Raw genomic sequence first — 24,089 nt, 5'->3', positions numbered from 1 at the left:
CCGGCGCGCGCGGGTCAGCGCGGGGCGCGGCGGAGCGGGAGGCCGACCACGGCACGCCCCGCCCACGCGAGGCCGACCAGCGCCAGCCCGCCGAGGGCCGTGCCCACCAGCAGCCCGCTCAGGCCGCCGCCCCAGGCGTCCAGCAGCGCACCGACCACCGCCGACCCGAGGTCGCCCCACCCGTCGGCCGCACCGGCGTCGGCGACCAGGTCCGGTGCCCGCCCGGCGAGCGCGCGCGCGACGATCCCCACCACCGCCGACCAGGCCGCGAGCGCCGCACCGGCCCAGCCGAGCGCCCGCAGCCGACCGCCGAGCAGCGCACCGGCCGCCCCGCGGCGCCCCGCGCCGCCGATCCCGCCGCCGGGCACCAGCAGCACCCCGAGCAGACCGGCGAGCACGGTGCCGACCGGGAGCCACCGGCCGAGGGCGTCGAGCAGCCGGACGGCGTCGACCGCCTGCACCACGGCGTCCCCGCGCAGCAGCACCACCTCGGTGTCGGTGGCGGCGCCGAGGTCGGGCAGGCCGTCCAGGGCGAGCCGGGCCTGCACCGCGCTCAGCACGGGTCCGACGGGCAGCAGCAGCTCGGCGGAGTCGCGGTCGAGGCGCAGCCGGTCGCCGTCCTCGTGCGCGAGCGCCATCAGCTCGGCGTGCACGGTGCGCTGCGCGGTGGCCCAGCCGGCCGCGACGGCGTCGGAGCCGAGCACGGTGGCGGTGGCGTCGCGGGCGTAGCCGCGCACCAGGCGTTCCACCGGTCCGCGCGCCAGACCGGTCAGACCGGAGCCGTCGAGCCGGTCGAGCACGCGCTGCGCGGCGAGGTCCCCCACCGCGTCCCCGACGGCGTCGCGCACCTCGGGGTCGGCGAGCACGGCCGAGGTGGTCGCCACGTAGGCGTCGGTGTCCAGCACCTCGGCGCGCAGCCAGGCGCTCGCCGCCGCGACCGGGGCGAGCAGCACCGCCGCCGCGAGCAGCACGACGGCCAGCACGCGGCGGACGGCCATCAGGTGGCCGAGCCGTCCCGCAGCGCGCCCAGCCAGCCCCGGGCCGCGCGGAAGTCGGGGTCGGCGGTGCCGACGTGCACCTCGGCGGGCCGTCCGTCGGCCCGCGGGTAGGAGCCGAGGAACCGCACGTGCGGGCACACCCGGTGCAGGCCCATCAGCGCCTCCCCCATCCGCTCCTCGGCGATGTGCCCCTCGGCGTCCATCGAGAAGGAGTATCGACCCAGGGAGTCGCCGATCGGGCGGGATTCGATCCGGGACAGGTTGACCCCGCGGGCGGCGAGCTGCTCCAGCATCGTCAGCAGGGCACCCGCCTCGTTGCTGGGCAGGTGGACGACGAGGGTGGTCTTGTCGGCGCCGGTGGGCTCGGGGATCGGCCCCGGGCGCCCGACGACGACGAACCGGGTCAGCGCGTGCGGGTTGTCCGCCACGCCGTCGGCGAGCGCGACGAGGCCGTAGTGCTCGACCGCGGGCGGCGGGACCAGGGCGGCGTCGAAGGGCAGCGGCGCGGTGCCGCCCTCGGCCAGCAGCGCGGCGGGGGCGGTGTTCGAGGTCGCCGGCACGTGCACCACGCCGGGCAGGTGCTCGGCCAGCCAGCGGCGGCACTGCACCCAGGCGTGCGGGTGCGCGGAGATCCGCCGGACGTCGGCCAGGGTGGTGCCCGGCGCCGCGGCCAGCGTGAAGCCGACCGGCACGAGCACCTCGCGCTGGAGCACGAGCGGGCTGCCGACGGCCAGCGCGTCCAGGGTGGCGGTCACCCCGCCCTCGACGGTGCTCTCGATCGCCACGACCGCGTGATCGGCCTCGCCCGACCGCACCGCCTCGATCGCGGAGACGACGTCCGGCTGCGGCAGGAACTGCGAGGTCTCCGGGTCGGCGACCTGCCGCAGGGCGGCCTCCGTGAACGTGCCCGCGGGACCGAGGTAGGCGTACCGGGGACGGTCGGGGGTGGGCATCGGGCCTCCTGCGCGGGTCGGCGCGCGGCACCGGCCCCACCCGTCCGGGCGGACGAGGCGGACGTGGCGACCGCGTGCGCGGGTTGTGGCGACGCTGCACGGACGTCCGGCACGGACACCCTGCGCGACCGTCCCGACAGTAGTGCGCCCGTACCCTGGACCGGTGCCGACGTCCACGACCGCGCCCGTCCCCGGGCCGACCGCCCGCCCGGTCCGCCCCTCTCGTCGAGCCGGCCGGGTCGGCGTGCGCGCCGTCGCCGTCGCCCTGCTGACCCTGATGCTCGGTGCCGTCGCGCTGCCCGCCACCGCGGCCACGTCGGCCGAGGAGGGCTCCGGCGCCCCGGTGGTGCTGGTGGGCGTCTCGGGCCTGCGGTGGGACGACCTGGGCTCGCTGACCACCCCCGCGCTGTGGGCGCTGTCCCGCGAGGCCTCCGTCGGGTCGAACGTGGTCCGGTCCACGATCTCGTACACCTGCCCGAGCGCCGGCTGGCTGGCGGTGTCCTCCGGGGGACGCTCCGCCGACACCGCCGTGCCGGACGGCACCTGCCGCACGCTGCGGGACCCCCTGATGGACGGCACGGTCCCCGGCTGGGACGACTACCTGAGCGCCACCGAGGCCTCGGGCTACGACTCGCGGATCGGGCTGCTGGGCGAGACGGTCGCCGCCGCCGGGGTCACCGCGACCTCGATCGGCCCGGGCGCGGCCATCGCTCTCGCCGACTCGGAGGGGACGCCGGTCGGCACCCACGTGCGGCTGCCCGGCGACGAGCGCGCGCTGGAACGGGCGGTGGAGACCGCGCTGGAGACCTCGTCGCTGGTGGTGATCGACGCGGGCACCGTGCGCGACCCCGGCTACCAGACCCGTGGCCGCGCGGAGAGCGACGCCGACGAGACCGCGCAGGAGGGCATCGAGGAGCCGGTGCCGGACGTCTCGGGCTCCGACGTCGTCACCGAGCCGACCCGCGCCGAGCAGGTGCAGGCGATCGACGCCCGGCTGGCGGCGGTGCTGGACGGCCTGGACGACTCCGACGTGGACGCCACGGTGCTGGTGGTGTCGGTGGCGGACTCCAGCCGCCGCGCCCAGCTCCAGCTCGCCGCGGCGACCGGCCCGACCGTGGACGGCTCCGGCCGGTACGGCGACGGCCTGATCGGCAGCCCGTCCACCCGGCAGCCCGGCTACCTCCAGACCACCGACCTCGCGCCGACGGTGCTCAGCGCCCTCGGCATCCGGGACCAGGCGCCGAAGGGGGCGCTGGTCGGCTCGGCGCTGTCCCTGCGCGAGAGCGACGCCGGCGCGGGCGCCCGGATCAGCGGTCTGATCGACGACAACCGGCACGCGCAGGCCGCCAAGCCGCTGGTCGGACCGTTCTACGTGGTGTGGGTGGCGCTGAACCTGGTGCTCTACGCCGTCGTCACGATCGGGCTGAACAACCGGGTGCACGCCTGGTGGACGACCCTGCTCGACCGGTTCTGGCCGACCCGGCACCGCACCGGGCACAACCCGCGCCGGGTGCTGCACGCGTTGCGGGTGGTGGCCGTGATGGCCGCCGCCGTGCCGGTGTCGACGTTCCTGGCCAACCTGGTGCCGTGGTGGCGCTACTCGCACACCGGGTGGGCGCTGTCGACCGTGGTGGTGCTGATCGCCGCGGCGATCACGGGCCTCGTGCTGCTGCCCCGCTGGCGCTCGTCCTTCCTCGGGCCGATCGGCGTGGTCGCCGCGGTGACCGCGGTGGTGCTGGCCGTGGACGTCGCCACCGGCGCGCGCCTGGCGCTGGACTCGATGATGGGCCCCGGCGCGCTGGTCGCGGGGCGGTTCTACGGCTTCGGCAACCCCGGCTTCGCGATGTTCGCGACCGCGATGATCCTGGCGACGGTGGCGATCACCAACCCGCTGCTCGAGCGGGGCCGGCGCGGGCTCGCGGTGACCGTGATCGCGGTGATGGGCGTGCTCGCGACGGTGATCGACGGGGCGCCCTCGATCGGCGCCGACTTCGGCGGGCCGCCGGCGCTGGTGCCCGGGTTCGCGGTGATGGCGCTGCTCGCCGCCGGGATCCGGCTGAACTGGCGGCGGGTGGTCGGCGTGCTGCTGGCCGGTGCCGTCACCGTGATCGGGATCGCCGTGCTCGACTGGCTGCGGCCGGCCGACGAGCGCTCGCACCTGGGCCGGTTCATCGAGACCGTGCTCGACGGCGGGCTGGTGACCGTGGTGCTGCGCAAGGCGCAGGCCAACCTCAACAACTTGATCGGCAGCGAGCAGACCCTGCTGGCGATCGGCGGTCTGCTGCTGGTCGTCGTGCTGCTGGGCCGCCCGGCGCGCTCGGCGGTCGGCGCCCCCGACGGCGGCCCCTACGCCTGGCTGTCCGCCGGTGCGCCGCTGCGCCGGCTCGGCACCGACGCGCCGATGCTCATGCCGGGGCTCATCGCCCTGGGCGTCACCCTCGCGGTCGGCTTCGCGATGAACGACTCCGGCATCGTGATCCCGGCGACCGGGGTGGGTCTGGCGGTGCCGCTGCTGATCGCCGCCTGCGCGACGTGGATGCTGCTGCTGCAGCCCGCCGCGCTGCGCCGACGCCCGCCCGTCCCCGAGCCGGCTCCCGCGCCCGACCCGTCCTGACCCCCGGGCCGCGCGCTCGCGCGGGCGGTCAGACCTTGGACGTGCGGCGCGGGGCCGCGAAGGTCCGCAGGCGGCGCGCCGCCACGGCGAGCTGCACGTCGCGGTACTGCGCGGCGCGGTGCATCTGCCCGCGCAGGTCGCTGCCGGACGGCCGGTGCTTGAGGTCGCACGGCACCTCGACGGCGACGAAGCCCTTGCGCAGCAGGTCGATCGTCATGCCGGTCTCCACGCCCCAGCCCCGGGCCAGCGGCGTCGCCGCCTCGAAGGCCTCGCGGGTCAGGCAGCGCATGCCGGACAGCGGCTGCGTGGGCGTCCAGCCGGTCATCGACATGATCGCCCGGCGCGCGGCGCCCACGACGATCCCGCGACCGCCGGCCCCGGGCTGCGGCGGCAGCAGCGCGATCGACACGTCCGCGGTGCCCTCGAGCACCGGCGGCACCAGCGGCGCGGTGTTGACCGCGGTGTCGCCCAGGTCGCCGTCGATGAAGAGCAGCAGGCGCGGCGGGCGGTCCGGGGCGTCGCGCATGGCGACGACGGCGGCACCGGTCTCCATCGCGGCGGCCTTGCCCCGGTTGTGCGAGTGCCGCACGACGACGGCGCCCGCCTCCCGCGCGACGTGCTGGGTGTTGTCCTCGGAGCCGTCGTCCACGACGAGCACCAGGTCGACGTTCGGGATGGCCCGTGCGGAGCGCACGGTGGCGGCGATCCGGCGGGACTCGTCCTTCGCCGGGATCACGACGGCGACCCGCTGGCGGGACCGGCCGGTGCGCGTGGTGGTGGTCGCGGTCTCGATCGGCGCGGCGGGCTGCGGGCGGCGACGGTGGCCGCGCGGGTCGCCCGCGGGGGTGGCGTCGGCGTCCGTGCCGGTCACGGCGGGGTCGGCGACGGGCGTGGGCTCCTCGGCCCCGTCGGGACCGGGTCCGTCCTGCTCGTCCGGCCCGGTCTGCTCGCCCGTCACGCTGGTCACAGGGAGAGCCTAACGAGCCCGCAGGGGCGCCGCCGCCTCCACCCGTGGTGACACGCAGGCCCTCCACCGGGCGGTCACGCGATCGGCGCGATCGTCGCCGCTCCCGCACACGGACGGGTGACCCGGAGCCGGACGCACGACCGCCCGCGGCCCACCGGTGGGGGCGGGACGCGGGCGGCTCGGCGACGCGGCTGCTCAGCGCAGGGTGACCTGCCGGGCGACGATGCCGGCGCGGGCGCGGCGGGCGTCGGCGTCCAGCGGCCCGGTGTCGGCCAGCGCGGCCTCGAAGCCGGGCACGAAGGCGGCCAGCGGCGCGACGACGTCCTCGGCCTCGGACCCGCGGGCGAGCTCCCACACCGGCACGACCAGGCCGTTGGAGCGGAAGTAGCCGATGAACTTGGACCCGTCGAAGCCGGACTCGCGGCGGCCGTGCAGGCGGGCCAGACCGTCGATCACCTGCTGCTCGTCGTGCGGCTGCGCCCAGCGCAGGTACTCGCGGGCACCCATGCGGCACCAGTAGGCGCCCTCGACGCCGGCGATCTTGCGGGTGTCGACCACCCCGGCGTCGGCCTCCTCGACGGCGGCCTGCAGGTCGGGGGTCATCTCGGTGCTCGGGTCGATCCAGTACGCGAAGGAGTCCTGGATCGTCACCTCGAAGGGCACGGTCAGGTCGAGCACGTCCTGCAGGCGCGGGCCGGGCTCGGGCAGGCCGAAGGACTCGATCGCGGTGCCGGGCTCCACGTCCAGCGCCTCCAGCAGCGCGGCGGCGAGGTCGCGGCTGGCGTCGCCGGAGCCGCCGACGGTCTGGAGCGCCAGGAGCACGGTGCCGTCGGCGCGGTGCAGGGCGGCCCAGCCGGAGGGCAGGACGGTGGTCACGGTGATGTCGCGGGCGCCGTGCTCGGCGGTGGTGCGCGCGGTCGCGGTCGCGGCGGGGACCAGCTCGCGCAGGGCGACCCAGTCGGGCTCACCGGGGAGGCCCTCGAAGGGGCGCAGCACGAACTCGACGGAGGATGCGGAAGCCATGCGCCCAGGCTACCGGGAGCGGCGCGGGCGACGACCCGGGACCTGCCGCCCACCGTGATCCGCCGTCGGGTGGCAGGATCGGGCACATGGACCCGCGCGCCGGAACCCCTGCCCAGCCGTCCGACCTCGTGGACGTGGACGCGATGCTCGCCGCCTACGTCGACCGCCGCCCCGATCTGGAGGACCCCGCGCAGCGGGTGGTCTTCGGCACCAGCGGTCACCGCGGGTCGAGCCTCGACGGCGCGTTCAACGAGGCGCACATCGTGGCGATCACCGCCGCGATCGTCGAGTACCGCCGCAGCCAGGGCACCGACGGCCCGCTGTTCATCGGGCGCGACACCCACGGGCTGTCCCTGCCGGCGTGGCAGACCGCGCTGGAGGTGCTGGCCGCCGCCGGGGTCGAGGTGCGGGTGGACGCCCGCGACTCCTGGACGCCGACCCCCGCCGTCTCGCACGCGATCCTGCTGCACAACGGCGCCGCCACCGCCGAGGGCGTGCGCGCCAGCGGCCCCGGCCTGGCCGACGGCATCGTGGTCACCCCCTCGCACAACCCGCCGCGCGACGGCGGCTTCAAGTACAACCCGCCGCACGGCGGCCCCGCGGGCTCCGAGGCGACGTCGTGGATCGCCGACCGCGCCAACGCGCTGCTGGCCTCCGGCGTGGACCGGGTCGCCCGGGTCTCGCTGGACGCCGCGCTGGCGGCCGACACCACCCGCAAGCACGACTACCTCGGCGCCTACGTGGACGACCTGGCGAACGTGCTCGACCTGGACGCGATCCGCTCGGCGGGCGTGCGGATCGGTGCGGACCCGCTGGGCGGCGCCTCCGTCGAGTACTGGGGGGCGATCGGCGAGCGGTACGGCCTGGACCTCACGGTGGTGAACCCGACGGTCGACCCGCAGTGGGCGTTCATGACGCTGGACTGGGACGCGAAGATCCGGATGGACTGCTCCTCGCCCTCGGCGATGGCCTCGCTGGTGCGCACGATGCAGGGCGACGCCCCGTACGACATCGCCACCGGCAACGACGCGGACTCCGACCGGCACGGCATCGTCACCCCGGACGCCGGGCTGATGAACCCGAACCACTTCCTCGCGGTGGCGATCCGCTACCTCTACTCCGGGGCGCGCCCGGGCTGGCCGGCCGGTGCCGCGATCGGCAAGACGCTGGTGTCGTCCTCGCTGATCGACCGGGTGGCCGCGGGCCTCGGCCGCACGCTGCTGGAGGTGCCGGTCGGCTTCAAGTGGTTCGTGCCCGGGCTGCTGGACGGATCGGTCGGCTTCGGCGGCGAGGAGTCCGCCGGGGCGTCGTTCCTGCGCACCGACGGCACGGTGTGGACCACGGACAAGGACGGTCTGCTGCTCGCGCTGCTGGCCTCCGAGATCACCGCCACCACCGGCCGCACCCCCTCGCAGCACCACGCCGAGCTGGTCGCCGAGCACGGCGAGTCCTGGTACGCCCGCGTGGACGCGCCGGCCACCCTGGAGCAGAAGGCCACGCTCGCGAAGCTGTCGCCGGAGCAGGTCACGGCGACGTCCCTGGCCGGCGAGGAGATCACCGCGAAGCTCACCGCGGCCCCCGGCAACGGCGCGTCGATCGGTGGCCTCAAGGTGACCACCCCGAACGCGTGGTTCGCCGCGCGGCCGTCCGGCACCGAGAACGTCTACAAGATCTACGCCGAGTCATTCGTGTCCCCCGAGCACCTCACGCTGGTGCAGGAGGCCGCCAAGGAGGTCGTCTCGGACGCCCTGGGCTGAGGCCCGGGGGCTAGTCGCGGGCCCGACGGAGCGCGAGCGCGAGCACGACCACGAGCGGCCAGAGGCACTGGGCGCCCGCGGCCGCGCGCTCCGCGACACCGGTCAGCCCGCCGGCGCCCGGCAGGACCAGCTCGGCGACGAACCAGGCGACCAGGCCGAGCAGCACCGTGGTCGCCACCACGCCGACGCGTCGGCGGAGCACCGGCGGCGGTGCGTCCCCGGTGCGCGGGGCCGCGAGCGCGGGCCAGATCGACAGCGCGACGAACGCGGTGCCGGCGGCGAGGGCGTGCGGGACGGTCCGCAGGTCGACCGGCAGCAGGGCCACCGCGGCCGCGCCGATCCCGCCGAGCGCGAGCAGCCACCGGCCGGCGGGGGCGGCCGCCCGCAGCCCGAGCGCGGTGCCGACGTGGGCGACCCCGGTGAGCAGCAGGCCGGTGGTCATGATCCACGAGTGCTCCACGGCGCCGGTCGCCAGGTCGCTGATCGTGCGGCGCACCGCGTCGAAGCCCTCGGGCTGGACCGCGGCGGCGAGCGTCCACCCGCCGATCATCCCGATCGGGGCGAGGATCGCCGTGAGCAGGGTCCACCCGGGGACCGGGCCGGGGCGGGAGGGGTGCACCGGCGCACCGTAACCCGTCGCGCGGACGCGGGCAGGCCGTGTCGGCGGGCTCTGCGAGACTGAGGACGTGTTCGGTCCCTATCGTCGTGTCCTGTCCCGACCGGGCGCTCTCGCCTTCTCCTCCGCGGGGGTCGTGGCGCGCCTGCCGATGTCGATGGTGGGCATCGGGATCGTCCTGATGATCGAGGCCCTGCACGGCTCCTACGGACTGGCCGGCGGGGTGTCGGCGGTCTACGTGCTGGCCCAGGCGATCTGCTCGCCGCAGCTCGCACGGCTGGTCGACCAGCACGGGCAGGCCCGGGTGATGCGCCCGGCGATCGGGGTGTCCGCGACCGCGCTGGTGGCGCTGGTGCTCTGCGCGGTGCTCGACGCGCCGGTGTGGACGCTCTACCTGTGCGCGGTGCTGGTCGGCGCGGGCGTCGGCTCCTTCGGGGCGCTGGTGCGTGCGCGCTGGTCGCGGACGGTCGGCGACGCCCGCGAGCTGCACACCGCGTACTCGCTGGAGTCGGCGCTGGACGAGGTCGTCTTCGTGATCGGCCCGGTGCTCGCCACCACCCTGGCGACCGGCGTGGCCCCCGCGGCGGGGCTGCTGGTGCCGGTGGCCGGCATGCTGATCGGCGGGTACTGGTTCCTGGCGCAGCGCGGCACCGAGCCGCCGCCCACGCCCCGCACCGCGACCTCGGTCGAGCACCGGCGCTCCGTGATGCGCTCCGGCGGGATGATCGTGCTCGCGGTGGTGTTCGTGTCGATGGGCTCGATCTTCGGCGCGACCGACGTGGCGACCGTGGCCTTCGCCGACGAGCACGGCCGCAAAGACCTCGCCGGGGTGATCCTCGCGGTGTTCGCCGCCGGGTCGCTGGTGTCCGGGCTGCTGTACGGCGCGCGCCACTGGGTCACGCCGCTGTGGCGCCGGTTCGCGATCGGCATGGTCGCGCTGGCGATCGGGGCCTCGCTCTTCGTGCTGGTGCGCTCGATCCCCACGCTGGCCGTGGTGATGTTCGTCGCCGGCTTCGCCATCGCGCCGACGCTGGTGAACGGCAACGCGCTGGTGCAGCACTTCGTGCCGGCCTCCCGGCTCACCGAGGGGCTGACCTGGGTGGGCACCTCGCTCGGCGTCGGCGTGTCCGCGGGCTCCTCGCTGGCAGGGCGGGTGATCGACACGCACGGCTCGCACGGCGGGTACCTGGTGGTGGTCGCGTCGGCGGCGCTCGCCGTGGTCGCGACGCTGGCGTCGCTGCGAGTGCTGCGGCGGGGGACGGCACCGGCGACCGAGGTCGAGCAGGTCGCCGAGCCCGCCTGACCGGGGCGGCCTGCGGCGCTGCGGGCTGGGGGCTGAGAGCCGGGGCGCTGCGAGCCGGGGCGCTGCGAAAACCTCGTGATCGGCACGGGGAGACCGTCGTGGGCTCCTAGGGTCGCGACATGCCCGTCGACCTGCGCGCCGATCTGCTCGACCCCGACACCGCCGAGGCCGTCGGCGTCGCGCTCGGCGACCTCGGCCGCCCGCTCGCGCTGACCCCGGTGACCACCGGCACCCCGTGCACCGCCTACCGCGCGGACCTGCCGGACGGCACCGCCGTGGTCGTCAAGACCGGCCCGCACGCGGTGGACCGGCTGGTGACCCAGGAGCACGAGCTGCTGCGCACCGAGGCGATGGTCTGCCGGACCGCGGAACGACGGCCCGGGCTGCTGCTGCCCCGGGTCCGGCACGCCGACCTCAGCCGGAGCGTCGTGCCGTTCGACGTGCTGGTGACCACCGTGGTCCCCGGCTCGCCCGTGCTGGAGCACCGCGCGCTCGCCCGACGGACCACCGTCGAGCGCGAGCACCGGCTCGGCGTGCTGATGGCCGACCTGCACACGATCACCGGTGACCGGTTCGGCCTGCCCGGCGAGGACACCGTCGTGCGCGGCGACACGTGGGCGGAGGCGCTCGGGCGATCGGTGGCCACGACCCTCGCCGACGGCCGGCGGTGGGGCGTCGAGCTGCCCGAGGCCGAGGTGTGGGCAGCGCTGGACCGGCACCAGGACGCGCTGGCCGCGGTGGACCGACCGGTGCTCGTGCACGGCGACCTCCGGCCCGGCGTGCTCCGGATCGACCCGGGCACCGGTGACCTGACCGGGGTCACCGACCCGGGGCGGGCGCTCTTCGCGGACCCGCTGTGGGACGTGGCCGCCGCCGAGCCCGCGGCCACCGGTCCGGCGTCCGTGGCGCTGCTGGCCGGGTACGCGGTCGCTGGCGGTCACCTCGACGCGGAGAGCCCCGCCGGTGTGGCGCGCCTGGCGCTGTGCCGGATGGCGCTGCGGCTGATGCTCCGGGTGGAGTCGGCCCTGCGCGCCGCCCCGGGTGATCGGCAGGCGGCGGCCCGTGCCGACGCGCTGCTCGCGCTGGCGCTGGCCGACCTGGCCTGAGGGCGGCGCGGTGCGGTCTGGGCGCGGGGCGGGGCGGCGCGAGCGCGCACGGGACCGGTCAGCGGAGCACGCGTTCGGGTGCGGCCTCCCCCGCCTCGGCCAGCACGGTCCGGCGTCGCTCGGAGTAGATGCCGAGCACCAGCAGCAGCCCACCGGCGGCCAGCAGCGTCAGCAGCCACGGCCCGGCGGACACCGCCCGCCCGAGCTGCCCGGCGAACACGCTGATCACCGCGACCGGGAGCGCACCGGCCCCCACCACCAGCGGGGCGCGGAGCATCTGCCGAGCACCGAGCAGCATGAATCCGAGCGCGAGCGCCACCACGACGATCGCGCGCCAGGTGAGCGGGTCGGTCCAGATCGCCAGCATCGAGGGGCCGAGGGTCGCCAGCACGCCCGGGGTCAGCGTGACCACCGATCCCGGCCAGCCCACCGGCCAGACGCGCGGCCCCGACGGTGCCGGGGCGTCCCGGTCGACGGATCGCAGCGCGACCAGGCCGAGCGCGAACAGCCCGAGGCCGAGCGGCAGGGCGAACACCTCGACGCGCAGCTCGCGCAGGCTCCACCCGCCGATCGCCCACGCCAGCGCGGCGAGCCAGAGCAGCCAGCCGTCGGGGAGGACGGGGAAGGTGGCGCCGATGCCGGCCGCGGCGGTGGGCGCCGGGGTGGTCGCGGGCTGCGCGGGCGCGAGGCCGGTCGACGCGGGCGCCGCCCCGGTCTGCGCGGGTGCCGGCGCGGGTGCCGCGCCCATGGACGCGGGGGACCACGGGCGCGGTGCCCGCACGGGGGCGCCGGCGGCCAGGCGGACCGACAGCACCGCGAGCGCCAGCAGCGCGATCTCGACCGCCCAGGCCACCCACACCACGGTCCAGGTCTGCCGGACGGCGACCAGACCGCCGATCGACCCCGCCACCAGCGCGGGCACGAACGCCCAGCGCCGGACGGTGGCGGCCCGGCGGTCGGCGAGCAGCCGACCCGCCCCCGCCAGCAGCGCGGCGCCGAGCGCGGACCAGGCGAGAGCGGCGAGGAACAGGGCCGCGTTGTCGTGCTCGGTCCCGATCGGGGTGGTCGCAGCGAGGTGCACGGCACGGACGGTGCCGCCCAGGCCGGCGACCAGCGCGCCGAGGGCCAGCGGGTCGGCCAGCGCCCCGAGCCGGTGGCGGCTGCGCGGACGGTCGGCGAGCACCGCCACCGCCAGCAGCACCGCGCCGACCGCGAGCAGCGTGATCGCGCGGGTGCCGGTGGCCCGGCCGGTCCCGGCGAGCACCAGGCTCGGTGCGACCAGCAGGGCGGTGCCGGCCACGGCCAGGCCGGTGCGCGGGCGGCCACGCCAGGTGGCGACGGCGGCGACGCCCAGGGCGACCAGGGCGGGCGGCACGGTGTAGGCCTCGACCAGCCCCACGCCGGACCACGCCAGCGCGGACCAGACCACACCGAGCCAGAGCAGCGCGGCGGCCCACCACACCGGGCGGCGGTCCGGCCGCTGGGCGACGGCGGTGGCACCGGCCCCGAGGATCGCGCACAGCACGAGCACGGTGGCGGCGCCGGTGCTGGGCCGGGCCACGGCGAGCACCAGCGCGATCCCCGCCGTCGCGGCGGCGGTCCACTCCAGCGCCCGACGGCAGGGCTCGGCGGGCAGGGTGCCGGTGCGCGCGCGCAGCCGGGCGGCGACCGTCGGGGCCGCGACCGCGACGGCGGCCACCAGCACGGCGACCACGGGCAGCAGCACGGGGGCGGCGGAGCCGGGCACCCACACCGCACCGGCGTCGATCACCACCACCGACAGCGTGGGTACCACCAGGGCGGCCGCCCACACCCGCAGGGCGTCCGGCACCGGCCGGGCCCGGACCGCGAGCACCACACCCTCGAGGACCAGCAGGGCCACGGCGACGGCGGCCGACCAGAGCGTGCGGTCCAGCGCGGTCGCCCCGATCCCGAGCGCGGCGGGCACCGCGGCGACGCCGAGCAGCGCCACCCACGAGCCCTGGTCGACCCGCCGCAGCACGGTCACCGCAGCCGCCAGCAGGGTCAGCAGCACGGACACCAGGCCGAGCGCAGCGATCCCCGACCAGCCTCCGTCGAGCAGCAGGGTGAGCAGCACGATCGCGGGGTACGCGGCGGCGAGGCCGACGACGGCGGGTCGCAGGTCCGGGACGGCGAGCGTCCGGGCGCGCAGCAGCAGCGCCACCACCACGACCGTGCCGAACGGCAGCACCGGGGCGGCGACCCAGGTCAGCGTGGCGAGCAGCGCGATCTGCACGGCGGCGGCGACCAGCGTGGTCGCGGCCCACGTCCGGCGGGGCGTGAGGGCGGGCGGCGCGCTCCACGCCGGTGCGGCGGCGGGCGGTGAGTTCGGTGGTTCGTGCGAAAACGCAGCCGCGGAACCACCGAACTCGGCCGGAACCACCGAACTCGCGGAGGGGGTGGGGTGCGGGGCGGGGGTGGGGAGCGGGTTGGGGGCGAGCAGGGGGCGGAGGCGGCGGGCGGTCTCGACGAGGGCGGCGGCGAGCAGGGCCTCGGCGACGAGCAGCGGGATCGCCCAGGTGCGCAGGGTGGCGACGGCGGTCGCGGCGAGCAGCACGGCGGCGGCGGGCCCGACGGCGCGGCCCAGGCGGACGATCGCGGAGGGCTGCACCCACGTGGGCACGGCGACGGTGCCGGCGGCGGGACCGGCCAGGCCGGGCAGGGCGGTGAGGGTGCGGCGCACGGTGAGCGGCAGCCGCGCGGCGGCCAGCAGGGCGGCGGCGACCACGGCGACCGCGATCACCGCACCGGCGAGACCGGTCGGGTCCCCGGTGCTCTGCGCGAAGGCGCCGGGCACCAGCGTGTCCCACGGCCCCCGGCCGGGTGCGGGGGCGATCGGGGCGAGCAGCCCGAGCACCGTGCTCGCCGCCCAGAGCAGCCCGGGCACCGCCACCAGCAGCAGCGCGGCCCAGCCGCCGGCGAGCAGGGCGTGCGCGCGCGGGTCGGTGACGGTCGTCGGCGGGCGCACGCCCCTGGCGGGCACGTCCGGCAGCGTGGCGCGGGCGGCCAGCACCAGCAGGCCCCAGGCGACCGCGGCCGCGAGCACGACCAGGCCGAGGGCGATCGAGGTGGAGAGGAACAGCATGGTCGCGGCGGCGGCGCCGACGGCGAGCAGACCGGTCCACGCGTACCAGGCGACCGCGCGGTCCAGCCGGCCGTGCGCGAGCGCGGTGGCGGCCATCAGCAGCAGGGTCAGCGCGACCCGGCCGCCGGGCCAGCCGACCACTCCCCCGTCCACGACGGTGCTGGCGACCCCGGCAGGCAGGGCAGCGGCGATCAGCAGGGCACCGGCCACCACGAGCAGCCCGCGCTCGACCGTGGGGTCGACCCCGAGCCGCTCGTTGACGGCGCGCCGGTGCGGGCCGCGGGCCAGCGTGACCAGCGACCCCGCGAGCAGGCCGAACATCCACGCGAGGGGCGTGCCGACCGCCGCCGCGATGCACAGCGGCACCAGCGGCAGCACCAGCACGGCGGCGGTCCAGGAGCGCAGACCGGTGGCGCGTCCGGCGGCGGCGGTGCCGAGCCCGGCGGCCAGCAGCGCGACGGCGGCCAGCCACCACCGCACAGGTCCGTGCGCGAGCAGCGCGACCACCCAGGCGTCCACCATCACCAGGGCGGCGGACAGCCCGGCGACCGCCTCCGCGGAGGAGCCGATCCCCCGGCGGCGCAGCACCACGGTCCCCACCACGCCCGCCCCGGTGGCGACCAGCAGCACCGCGACCCGGGCGACGGGGGCGTCAGCGACGACGAAGAACGCGAACACCATCGCGGCGGCGGCGACCAGGCCGGCGCCGGCCAGCGCGAGCAGGGCGGCCACGTCGAGCTCGCGGCGCGGGGCGGCGGCCGGACGGGCGGGCGAGGCCCACGGCGGGGTGCTGGTGGGCGGTCCGAGCACGGGGCGCATCGGCGGGATGCCAGGGCCCTGCGGGCGGATGCCGGGACGCACCGGCGGCTGCCCGGCACCCGCGGGCATCCCCACCGCCGGGCCACTCACCGGCCCGCCGGCAGGCTCCCCCGGGCCCTCCGGCACCCACGCGCGCGGCGGCACCACGCCGGCGGGCCCGGCGGCGGGGGCAGGTCGCCACCCCGGCGCGACGGTGGCGCGCAGCGCGTCGACCAGCCGCTGCCGCTCGGCGAGCATGTCGGCGGCGCTGCGGGACGCGTCGGCGACGGCACGTCCCGCCTCGCCGTCCAGCACGACGCCGCAGGTGGTGCAGGTGGTGCCGGTGAGCGCGGTGCCGCAGGAGGGGCAGCGCGTGTAGTCGAGGAGCCGTCGGCGCAGCCCGTCCACCCAGATGTCGTCCACGCGCAGAGCGTGGCAGGCCGGAGCCCTCCGAGGTGCGCCATCCACAGTTCCTGCCCAGACTTTCACAGGGTGAGACGGGTGTCCTCACCTGGCCGGACGCGGTGCGCGGGGGCGCGCGGGCCGTCGGACACCCCGCCCGCCGACGCACGATCCCCGGTGGGCGTGATCGAGGAGACACCGTCCCGGGCTGGCGGATCGCCAGTCATGGGATGAATATGGCGGGCAACGACAACGACTACGACAGGAGCGACCCGTGGCACGCAGCACGGTGGCCGACCAGCTCGTCGCGCAGGTGGTGGCAGCGGGGGCCCGGCACATCTTCGGCATCGTCGGCGACAGCCTGAACCCGGTGGTGGACGCGGTCCGCCGGGCGCAGAAGGACGGCGTCGACATCCAGTGGGTGCACGTCCGGCACGAGGAGGCGGCGGCGTTCGCGGCCGCGGCGGAGGCCGAGGTGACCGGTCGGCTCGCGGTCTGCGCAGGCTCCTGCGGGCCGGGCAACCTGCACCTGATCAACGGGCTGTACGACGCGAACCGCAACCGGGTGCCGGTGCTGGCCATCGCCTCGCACATCCCGAGCGCGCAGATCGGCACGCAGTACTTCCAGGAGACGCACCCGGACCGGCTGTTCGTGGAGTGCTCGGTGTACTCGGAGATGATCTCGACGCCCGCGCAGGCCGCCCGGGTGGTGCGCAGCGCGATCCACCACGCCTACGGCGCCCCCGGCGTCGCGGTGCTGACGATCCCGGGCGACGTCGCCGACCTGGAGGCCGTCGAGGCGGGGCCGGACACGCTGGCACGGGCGAACGCCCCGCGGGTGGTCCCGGCGGATGCCGACGTGCGGGCGCTGGCCGAGGCGATCGATGCGGCCGGCACGGTGACGATCCTGGCGGGCGCGGGTGTGCGCGGCGCGCACGACGACGTGATCGCGCTGGCCGAGCAGATCGGCGCCCCGATCGGGCACACCCTGCGCGGCAAGGAGCACATCCAGTACGACAACCCCTTCGACGTCGGCATGACCGGCCTGCTCGGCTACGGGGCGTTCCAGTCCGCGATGGACGACGCCGACCTGCTCCTGCTGCTCGGCACGGACTTCCCCTACGACCAGTTCCTGCCCGCCGGGGTGCGCACCGCGCAGGTCGAGATCGACCCGACCCGGCTGGGCCGGCGCACGCGGATGGACCTGGCGGTGGTCGGCGACGTCGGCGAGACGGTGCGCGCGCTGCTGCCGCTGGTCGGCCGCAAGAAGTCCCGCAAGTTCCTCGAGTCTGCCCTCAAGAAGCACCACAAGGCGATGACCGGCGTGATCGGCGCCTACACCAAGGACGTCGAGCACCACACCCCGATCCATCCGGAGTACGCGGCCGTCGTGCTGGACGAGGAGGCCGCCGAGGACGCCGTGTTCACGGTGGACACCGGCATGGGCAACGTGTGGGCGGCGCGCTACCTGACGCCCAACGGGAAGCGCCGGGTGATCGGCTCGTTCCTGCACGGATCGATGGCGAACGCGCTGCCGCACGCGATCGGGGCGGCGTTCGCGGCCCGCGACGACGGCGCCCCGCAGCGGCACGTGGTGGCCATCGCCGGGGACGGCGGGCTGTCGATGCTGCTCGGCGAGCTGGTCACGCTGGTGCAGTACCAGCTGCCGGTGAAGATCGTGCTCTTCGACAACGCCACCCTCGGCATGGTGCGCGCGGAGATGCTGGTGGACGGGCTGCCGTCCTTCGGCACCGACTCCCCCGCGATCGACTACGCGGCGGTGGCCTCGGCCATGGGCATCCCGTCGGTGCGGGTGACCGACCCGACGCAGATCCGCACCGCCCTGCGCGAGGCGTTCTCGCACGACGGGCCGGCGCTGGTCGACCTGGTCACCGACCCGCGCGCGCTGTCGCTGCCCCCGAAGATCACCCGCAAGCAGGTCACCGGCTTCACCGCGGCGATGAGCAAGGAGATCCTCGGCGGCGGCATGGGCGAGGTCATGGCGATGGCGCGGTCCAACCTGCGCAACGTGCCGCGTCCCTGAGGTGCATGCCCGGCCCCGGCGCGCCTGCCTCGCGCCGGGGCGCAGCCGGACGTCAGCCGAGCTCGCCCAGCGCCGCGCGGATCTCGGCGGTGATCACGGTCATCGCCCGCTCGGCGCCCTCGGGGTCGCGGGCGCGCACCGCGGCCACCACCGCGTCGTGCGCGTCCAGCGCCTCGGGTCGGGGGCGTTGCGGCATCAGCCCGTGCCGGGTGCGCCCGGCCAGCACCTCGGCCACCACGTCGGTGAGCGCGGCGAACATCTCGTTGCGCCCGGCCCGCAGCAGCAGCGCGTGGAACTCGATGTCGCAGGCTCCGAACTCGTCCAGCCGGCCGGCCTCGCCGAGCTCCCGCATCCGCGCCCCCAGTGCGACCAGGCGGTCCACCTCGGCGCCGTCGGCGTGCCGGGCGGCGGCCGCAGCGGCGACGGGCTCGACGGCGGCGCGCAGCTCGGTCAGCGAGCGCAGCTGGGCGATCCGCCCGGGCCCGGCCAGCCGCCAGCGGATCACCCGGGCGTCGAACACCAGCCAGTCGGACGCCGGACGCACCACGATCCCGACCCGGCGGCGCGAGGTCACCAGGCACAGGTGCTCCAGCACGCGCATGGTCTCGCGGGCGACCGTGCGGGACACCGCGAAGCGCTGCTGGATGCGGTCGAGGGTCAGCACCGATCCCTCGGGGATCTCGCCGCTGGTGATCTCGGCACCGAGCACGTCGAGCACGCCCGCGTGCAGCACCTCGCCGCCCTGGGTCCCGCTCACCGCTCCCACCCCTCCTGACCTGGACGGGGGCCGTCGAGCACCCCGCCGCGGCACTTCCCGCGCCACCGACCCGACGCGCACGGCGGGGTCAGCCGTGCCAGGGTCGCACAGCAGGGGGTGGGCACCGCAGCCCGCAGCACCCTCGATCGAGAGGTATGACCTTTCGCTTTCAAAGGTCGCACCTTTGTGCCACAGTGGAGGCGCGCACCGGGGCGGTCCGGAGCGCCCCGGACGGTTCCGCCCGGACGACGACGTCGAGGAGAGCACTGATGTCCGACGTGCAGCACCTGGTGGTGATGGGGGTCTCCGGATCCGGCAAGACCACCGTCGCGCAGATCCTCGCGGAACGGCTGGGCTGGCCGTACGCGGAGGCCGACGAGTTCCACCCGCAGGCGAACATCGACAAGATGTCGGCCGGCACCCCGCTGACCGACGACGACCGCTGGCCCTGGCTGCGCGCGATGCGCGACTGGCTGACCGAGCAGTCCCGCGCCGGACGCTCCACGATCGTCACCTGCTCCGCGCTCAAGGTCGCCTACCGCGACGTGCTGCGCGAGGCCGAGGGCCGGGTGCGGTTCGTGCACCTGGACGGCACGATCGAGCAGATCGGCGAGCGGATGGCCGGGCGCAGCGGGCACTTCATGCCGACCTCGCTGCTCCCCTCGCAGTTCGAGACGCTGGAGCGGCTCACCGAGGACGAGGACGGCGTGGTCGTGCCGGTCGCGGTGTCCCCGCAGTCCGTCGCCGACGCCGCGCTGCGCACGCTCGGGATCGACGCCGCCACCGCGCGCACCGGCGGTGCGGCGTGATGGGCGCGCTCGCCTCCGGGCCGCTGGCCACCGGGCTGCTCGCGGCCGCCGCCGAGGACACCGCCGCACCCGACGTCTCCGACACCCGGCTCATCCTGGCCGCCGTGATCGGCATCGCCGCGATCGTGGTGCTGATCGTGTGGGTCAAGCTGCACCCGTTCCTCTCGCTGATGCTGGGCGCCGCGGTGCTCGCCGTCGCGGCCGGGCTGCCGTTCACCGACGCGTTCACGTCGTTCTCCGCGGGCCTCGGCTCCACGGTCGCCGGCGTCGGCATCCTGATCGCCCTCGGCGCGATCATCGGCAAGATGCTGATCGACTCCGGCGGGGCCGACCAGATCGTCGACACCGTGCTCGCCAAGACCTCCGCGCGCCGCCTGCCGTGGGCGATGGCCTTCGCCGCGTTCATCATCGGCATCCCGCTGTTCTTCGAGGTCGGCGTCGTGCTGCTGATCCCGGTGGTCATGCTGGTGGCGCGCCGCTCCAAGGTGTCGATGGTCGTCGTCGGGATCCCGGCGCTGGCCGGCCTGTCCGCGCTGCACGGGCTGGTGCCGCCGCACCCCGGACCGCTGATCGCGATCGACGCCCTCGGCGCCGACCTCGGTCTCACGCTCGGGCTCGGCCTGCTGGTCGCGATCCCCACCGTGGCGATCTCCGGACCGCTGCTCGCCAAGCCGATGGCCCGCTGGGTGCCGCTGGACCCGCCGACCGAGGTGCTCGGCGCCGGCGACCGCGACGAGAACGCCTCCCGTCCGTCCTTCGGCACCGCGCTCACCGTCGTGCTGCTGCCGGTGGTGCTCATGCTCGCCCGCACGGTCGCCGAGACCTTCGAGGTGCAGGACATCGGCGCCGGGCGCGTGCTCGACTTCGTCGGGACCCCGCTGGTCGCGCTGCTGATCACCGCCCTGGTCTCACTGGTGCTGCTCGGCTCCGCGCAGGGCCGCGACCGCGGTGCGATCTCGAAGCTGGTCGACTCGTCCTTCGCGCCGATCGCCAGCATCCTGCTGATCGTGGGCGCCGGCGGCGGCTTCAAGGAGACGCTGGTCGACTCCGGCGTCGGCGACGTGATCGCGAAGGGCCTGGCCGACGCGCCGATCTCCCCGCTGCTCGCCGCCTGGCTGGTCGCGGTGCTGATCCGGGTGGCGACCGGGTCCGCGACGGTGGCGACCGTGACCGCCGCCGGCATCGTCGCCCCGCTCGCCGAGGGCCTGCCCGCGACGCACGTGGCGCTGATGGTGCTCGCGATCGGTGCCGGGTCGGTGTTCCTCAGCCATGTGAACGATGCGGGGTTCTGGCTGGTCAAGGAGTACTTCAAGATGACCGTCGGTCAGACGTTCAAGACCTGGTCGCTCATGGAGTGCGTGCTCAGCGTGACCGCTCTCGCGATGGTCATGCTCCTCAGCCTGGTCATCTAGCGCGGGGCGTTCATCGAGCGTGCACGAAAGCACCCTTCAGCACGGGCGAAGGGTGCTTTCGTGCACGCTGGGCACGCGCGGGGCGCGTGAGCGCGGATCAGCCCCCGAGCAGGTCGCGGGCGGTGGCGGCGTCGGTGACCAGGATCGTGATCCAGCCACCCCGCAGGGCGCCCCGGATCGCCGGGACCTTGCGGGTGCCACCGGCCACCGCGATCCGGCGCGGGATGCTGCGGAACGTCTCCGGCGAGATGCCGATGATCCGCTCGTCCAGCCCGCCCTCGACCGGCCGCCCCTCGGCGTCGAAGAACCGCAGGCAGACGTCGCCGACCGCCCCGGCGTCGCGCAGCACGTCCTGGTCGTGCTGGGTGAGGCCGTTGCCGCTCTGCTCCAGCAGCGGGGACGGCTCCAGGGTGCCGATGCCGACCAGCGCCGTCGTCAGGTGCGGCCAGCGGCCGGTCACGCCGGACACCGAGGGGTCGGCGGCCAGCGACTCGCGGGCGGCGGCTGTCGCCAGCAGGCCGGGTGCGGGCAGGAAGATCGGCTCGCCGCCGGTGGCTGCCGAGAGCCGGGTCAGCAGACGGGTCGCCTCGACCTGCACCCGGGGGTCGCCGACCCCGCCGACCAGCTGCACGACATCGGTGACGACCGGCTTGGTGGACGGGCGCAGCGCGTCGACGGCCGCGAGCAGGCTGGCGCTCCACGAGGAGATGCCGAGCCGCTCGGCGCCGATCAGCGTCGCCTCCAGGTACTCGGCGGCGGCGGTGCCCAGCGAGCGCAGGTCACCGGCGAAGTCGGAGTCGACCACCACGGCCTCGGACAGGCCGAACTCGCGCTCGAGCCGCTCCTCCAGGTCGGTGTGCACGTCCGTCGGCACGGTGACCGTGGTGCGGACGATGCCGATCTCCCCTGCGCGCTTGAGCAGGCGGGACACCCGGGGCTGCGAGATGTGCAGCTCCTGGGCGATCTCGGCCTGCCGCTGGCCGCGCTCGTGGTACATCCGGGCGACCTTGGCCATCAGGCGCATCTGGTCGGCGCGCTGGAGCATGGCGCGGGTCGGCACCGTCGGGGGCAGCTCGGTCACAGTGCACTCTCATTCAGCGACGACCGGGGATTCACCGACCGAGTCTAGAGGTGACCGAGCAGCGAGAGGGGCAGGTCCGGAGGTCGACCGACCTCAGGCACCCGCCTGCCACCGCGCCAGCTCGTCGAGCTTGAGGAAGAGGTCCTCGAACATGAGCCGGGTGTCGACCCGGGTGTACACCCGCATCGGGCGCGCGCCGGGGGCGGCGACATAGCCGCCGTCGTCGTCCAGGTGCGGGGTGGGGATCTCGACGTGGTCGCTGGACGAGGGGTCCGCCTGGAACAGCGACTGGAGCGCGGTGAGCAGCACCAGCGGGGAGTCGCCCAGCGCGTAGGTCTCGGCGGCGCCGCCCTGGTGGCGCCCGACCAGCGTGGTGACGGTGCGCAGCGCCTCGGCGAGGCGGGCACCGACCGGGCCCCGCGGCGCGACCCGCGCACGGATCTCCGCCTCGGACACCAGGCACCGCCGGTAGACGTCGCGCGGCACCTGCCAGATCGACATCCCGGAGGCGAAGACCACCTGCCCGGCGACCAGGTCGATGTTGAGGTTGTACTCGATCGCGTCGGCCCCCGGAGGCGGCACCGCCAGCCCCTCGTGCTCGCGCCCGCCGATCCACACCACCGTCAGCAGATCGGCGATCCCGGGGTCGAGCAGGTAGGCCGACGCGAGATCGGTCAGCCCGCCACCGGCCACCACGTACAGCGGGCCCTGTGCGTCGGCGCGCCGGGCCTCGGCGATGATCGCGCGGGCGGCAGGGGTGTCGTGCGGGGTGCGGGCGTCGACCAGCGCGGTCTCCGCGCCGCGGTGCACGACCTCGTGGGACAGCAGCCCCATCAGGTCGAACAGGTCGTGCACGATCGCCTCGGCGTTGGCCGCCTGCGTGGTGCTCGGGTCGAAGGGGTCGCCGACGGCCAGGTGCGAGGCGATCACCGCGCGGATGTCCACCGCGGGCGACAGCAGGTGGTGCACCAGCTGGTAGAGGTCGTCCGGGTCGCCGGAGAAGTCGTTGTCGATCACCACGCGGGCGTGCGGGCCGGCGCCGCGCGGTGCGCCGGCCCAGGGGGTCTCCCCCAGGCGCCAGGTGCGCTGAGCCGGCTGCGGGTTCGTCGTCGACACGTGACCATCCGATCGCTCGTGGACCTCCACGACGAGGCCCGCTGATCCGAGAAGTTAGCGATCCGAGGCCGCGGTCACAAGAGGAAACGCATCTCGAACTGGGAACGAATGGATATGCCTGATCAGTTCGCGGGGGACGGGTTGGTCAGGTCGAGGTCGAGCGTCGACAGGTCCAGGGTCTCGACGTCGTCCGGCGTCGGGATCGCGTCGGCGGCGAGCACCAGACCCGCGGCGACCGCACCGTAGAGCAGCGCCGGTCCGGTGTGCGCGAAGCGTCGACCGGCCGCCACGCGCGCCTCGCCGCGCCGGAACACCCAGCGCTCGGCCGCCACCGTCAGCGCCACCTGCACGCCGACGAGCGCCGTCCCGGCCGCCGCGAGGACGACGCGCTGCCGAGGGGGGAGGTCCTGGATCGCGCGCATCGCCTGCTCGCGCGCGTCGTCCTGCCCGCGCGCCCGGCTCGCCGCCAGGTCGGCACGCAGCCCGGGCATGGCAGCCGCCGCGGCGACGGTCGCCAGCGCCGCCTTGGCCCAGCCGCGGCCGGCACGGGACTGGATCACGTCCGGGGTGGCGTAGTACGCGGCGGTGGCGGCACCGGTCACGGCGGCGGTGACGAGCGTGGTCCGCCGACGGTCCGCGGCGCGCAGGGCCTCGGGGTCCGGCACCGCGGAGGGGTCGAGGGACGGGTGCAGCGAGGCGGTCGGCACGAGCGGCTCCTTCGATCGAGGACGGCCCGGCCGCGCACCGGACCTCACTCGCTGAACGCGGCACCCCGCGCCGGGGTTCCCCGTCCGCGCGCCCCGATCAGTCCAGGTCGCCCAGCCCGGCGGGCGGGGCGGTGCGCCGCTCGGCGGACGCGGGACCGTCGTCGCGCCGCACGGCGCTCACGACCGCGTCGACGGCCTTGTCCTTCAGCGCGGTGCCCTGCTCGGCGGCGAACCGGGCCACCGAGGCCTCCAGGTCGTCCACGGTGGACTGCACCCGCGGGTCGTGCCAGGCCTCCGACGCCCAGCCCTTGATCCTCTCGAACTGCGGCCGGCCGGCCCGGGTGCCCAGCACGTACCCGATCCCGACGCCGACCACGAACGCCGCCTTCGCCTTCATCCCGACCTCCCGGTGCCTCTGCGCGTGGAACCTCCGAGCCTAGGTCGGCGCCGCGCGGGTCGCCCGGCCGACGCCCGCGCCCGGGTCCGCCGACGCGCGGTGGGTGCCCACCGGGCGCACAGT

18 protein-coding genes are annotated in these 24,089 nt (G+C 76.0%); 7 read left to right on the top strand and 11 right to left on the bottom strand.

All coding sequences use genetic code 11. From position 1 onward, the window contains the following. Positions 1 to 14 precede the first annotated feature (14 nt). Positions 15 to 998, bottom strand: a complete 984-nt coding sequence (locus ACZ5HG_RS01455; protein ID WP_464179959.1) for a hypothetical protein — start codon at positions 996 to 998, stop codon at positions 15 to 17. Further along, positions 998 to 1,951: a prephenate dehydratase gene (gene pheA / locus ACZ5HG_RS01450; protein WP_464179957.1), complete on the bottom strand. Its 954-nt coding sequence runs from the start codon at positions 1,949 to 1,951 to the stop codon at positions 998 to 1,000. The genes ACZ5HG_RS01455 and pheA overlap by 1 nt, the downstream gene beginning before the upstream one ends. Positions 1,952 to 2,114: 163 nt before the next feature. Here pheA and ACZ5HG_RS01445 point away from each other — a divergent pair, with 163 nt between their 5' ends. Then, entirely contained in the window at positions 2,115 to 4,565 is a 2,451-nt protein-coding gene (locus tag ACZ5HG_RS01445; RefSeq protein WP_464179954.1) for a hypothetical protein, read from the top strand. Between the two features lie 28 nt (positions 4,566 to 4,593). On the opposite strand, the gene ACZ5HG_RS01440 is transcribed toward ACZ5HG_RS01445, so the two are convergent. Together ACZ5HG_RS01440 and ACZ5HG_RS01435 are read right to left on the bottom strand one after the other, a co-directional pair. After that, the gene (locus ACZ5HG_RS01440; protein ID WP_464182068.1) at positions 4,594 to 5,358 is read right to left on the bottom strand and encodes a glycosyltransferase family 2 protein; all 765 of its coding nucleotides are present in this window, start codon (positions 5,356 to 5,358) and stop codon (positions 4,594 to 4,596) included. 369 nt (positions 5,359 to 5,727) lie between these two features. After that, positions 5,728 to 6,555, bottom strand: a complete 828-nt coding sequence (locus ACZ5HG_RS01435) for a DUF5926 family protein (RefSeq protein WP_464179952.1) — start codon at positions 6,553 to 6,555, stop codon at positions 5,728 to 5,730. 86 nt (positions 6,556 to 6,641) lie between these two features. Between ACZ5HG_RS01435 and pgm the strand changes: the two genes are divergently transcribed. Further along, positions 6,642 to 8,312: a phosphoglucomutase (alpha-D-glucose-1,6-bisphosphate-dependent) gene (pgm, locus tag ACZ5HG_RS01430; protein WP_464179950.1), complete on the top strand. Its 1,671-nt coding sequence runs from the start codon at positions 6,642 to 6,644 to the stop codon at positions 8,310 to 8,312. Positions 8,313 to 8,322: 10 nt separating this feature from the next. Here pgm and ACZ5HG_RS01425 read toward each other — a convergent pair whose 3' ends face one another. Then, positions 8,323 to 8,931, bottom strand: a complete 609-nt coding sequence (locus ACZ5HG_RS01425) for a DUF998 domain-containing protein (RefSeq protein WP_464179948.1) — start codon at positions 8,929 to 8,931, stop codon at positions 8,323 to 8,325. A 67-nt stretch (positions 8,932 to 8,998) separates the two neighbouring features. Here ACZ5HG_RS01425 and ACZ5HG_RS01420 point away from each other — a divergent pair, with 67 nt between their 5' ends. Both ACZ5HG_RS01420 and ACZ5HG_RS01415 read left to right on the top strand, forming a co-directional pair. Further along, positions 8,999 to 10,231: an MFS transporter gene (locus ACZ5HG_RS01420; protein WP_464179946.1), complete on the top strand. Its 1,233-nt coding sequence runs from the start codon at positions 8,999 to 9,001 to the stop codon at positions 10,229 to 10,231. 119 nt (positions 10,232 to 10,350) lie between these two features. Beyond that, positions 10,351 to 11,337 (top strand): phosphotransferase family protein, encoded by a 987-nt coding sequence (locus tag ACZ5HG_RS01415; protein ID WP_464179944.1) that lies wholly within the window; start codon positions 10,351 to 10,353, stop codon positions 11,335 to 11,337. Positions 11,338 to 11,395: 58 nt separating this feature from the next. On the opposite strand, the gene ACZ5HG_RS01410 is transcribed toward ACZ5HG_RS01415, so the two are convergent. Beyond that, positions 11,396 to 15,664, bottom strand: coding sequence for an SCO7613 C-terminal domain-containing membrane protein (locus ACZ5HG_RS01410; RefSeq protein ID WP_464179942.1), 4,269 nt, complete (start codon positions 15,662 to 15,664; stop codon positions 11,396 to 11,398). Positions 15,665 to 15,917: 253 nt separating this feature from the next. Between ACZ5HG_RS01410 and ACZ5HG_RS01405 the strand changes: the two genes are divergently transcribed. Continuing rightward, a complete protein-coding gene (locus ACZ5HG_RS01405; protein WP_464179940.1) occupies positions 15,918 to 17,687 on the top strand; it encodes a pyruvate dehydrogenase in 1,770 nt (589 codons plus the stop codon). Positions 17,688 to 17,739: 52 nt separating this feature from the next. On the opposite strand, the gene ACZ5HG_RS01400 is transcribed toward ACZ5HG_RS01405, so the two are convergent. Then, positions 17,740 to 18,444 carry a FadR/GntR family transcriptional regulator gene (locus tag ACZ5HG_RS01400; protein WP_464179938.1) on the bottom strand — a complete coding sequence of 235 codons (705 nt, stop codon included), beginning with the start codon at positions 18,442 to 18,444 and terminating at the stop codon, positions 17,740 to 17,742. A gap of 269 nt (positions 18,445 to 18,713) precedes the next feature. Here ACZ5HG_RS01400 and ACZ5HG_RS01395 point away from each other — a divergent pair, with 269 nt between their 5' ends. Next, entirely contained in the window at positions 18,714 to 19,253 is a 540-nt protein-coding gene (locus ACZ5HG_RS01395; protein ID WP_464179936.1) for a gluconokinase, read from the top strand. After that, a complete protein-coding gene (locus ACZ5HG_RS01390) occupies positions 19,253 to 20,665 on the top strand; it encodes a GntT/GntP/DsdX family permease (RefSeq protein WP_464179934.1) in 1,413 nt (470 codons plus the stop codon). Before ACZ5HG_RS01395 ends, ACZ5HG_RS01390 begins: the two co-directional genes overlap by 1 nt. A 97-nt stretch (positions 20,666 to 20,762) precedes the next feature. On the opposite strand, the gene ACZ5HG_RS01385 is transcribed toward ACZ5HG_RS01390, so the two are convergent. The 4 genes from ACZ5HG_RS01385 to ACZ5HG_RS01370 all read right to left on the bottom strand — a co-directional run bounded on the left by ACZ5HG_RS01385 (position 20,763) and on the right by ACZ5HG_RS01370 (position 23,966). After that, the gene (locus ACZ5HG_RS01385) at positions 20,763 to 21,746 is read right to left on the bottom strand and encodes a sugar-binding transcriptional regulator (protein WP_464179932.1); all 984 of its coding nucleotides are present in this window, start codon (positions 21,744 to 21,746) and stop codon (positions 20,763 to 20,765) included. Positions 21,747 to 21,839: 93 nt separating this feature from the next. Further along, positions 21,840 to 22,862 (bottom strand): nucleoside hydrolase, encoded by a 1,023-nt coding sequence (locus ACZ5HG_RS01380; protein ID WP_464179930.1) that lies wholly within the window; start codon positions 22,860 to 22,862, stop codon positions 21,840 to 21,842. A gap of 122 nt (positions 22,863 to 22,984) precedes the next feature. Further along, positions 22,985 to 23,569, bottom strand: coding sequence for a hypothetical protein (locus ACZ5HG_RS01375; RefSeq protein WP_464179928.1), 585 nt, complete (start codon positions 23,567 to 23,569; stop codon positions 22,985 to 22,987). 97 nt (positions 23,570 to 23,666) lie between these two features. After that, complete coding sequence (locus ACZ5HG_RS01370; RefSeq protein ID WP_464179926.1) at positions 23,667 to 23,966, bottom strand: YtxH domain-containing protein; 300 nt, start codon at positions 23,964 to 23,966, stop codon at positions 23,667 to 23,669. Between the last annotated feature and the right edge of the window lie 123 nt (positions 23,967 to 24,089).

This window comes from Cellulomonas sp. GTC20042 (assembly GCF_055389595.1).
Note: the sequence above shows the minus strand (reverse complement) of the source record. Positions and strands in the feature narration are given on the sequence as shown.

What these genes read in the sequence shown, in the direction of transcription:
- ACZ5HG_RS01455 (WP_464179959.1), bottom strand. Translation starts at nt 998, where the DNA reads ATGGCCGTCCGCCGCGTGCTGGCCGTCGTGCTGCTCGCGGCGGCGGTG.
- pheA (WP_464179957.1), bottom strand. Translation starts at nt 1,951, where the DNA reads ATGCCCACCCCCGACCGTCCCCGGTACGCCTACCTCGGTCCCGCGGGC.
- ACZ5HG_RS01435 (WP_464179952.1), bottom strand. Translation starts at nt 6,555, where the DNA reads ATGGCTTCCGCATCCTCCGTCGAGTTCGTGCTGCGCCCCTTCGAGGGC.
- pgm (WP_464179950.1), top strand. Translation starts at nt 6,642, where the DNA reads ATGGACCCGCGCGCCGGAACCCCTGCCCAGCCGTCCGACCTCGTGGAC.
- ACZ5HG_RS01415 (WP_464179944.1), top strand. Translation starts at nt 10,351, where the DNA reads ATGCCCGTCGACCTGCGCGCCGATCTGCTCGACCCCGACACCGCCGAG.
- ACZ5HG_RS01395 (WP_464179936.1), top strand. Translation starts at nt 18,714, where the DNA reads ATGTCCGACGTGCAGCACCTGGTGGTGATGGGGGTCTCCGGATCCGGC.
- ACZ5HG_RS01390 (WP_464179934.1), top strand. Translation starts at nt 19,253, where the DNA reads ATGGGCGCGCTCGCCTCCGGGCCGCTGGCCACCGGGCTGCTCGCGGCC.
- ACZ5HG_RS01370 (WP_464179926.1), bottom strand. Translation starts at nt 23,966, where the DNA reads ATGAAGGCGAAGGCGGCGTTCGTGGTCGGCGTCGGGATCGGGTACGTG.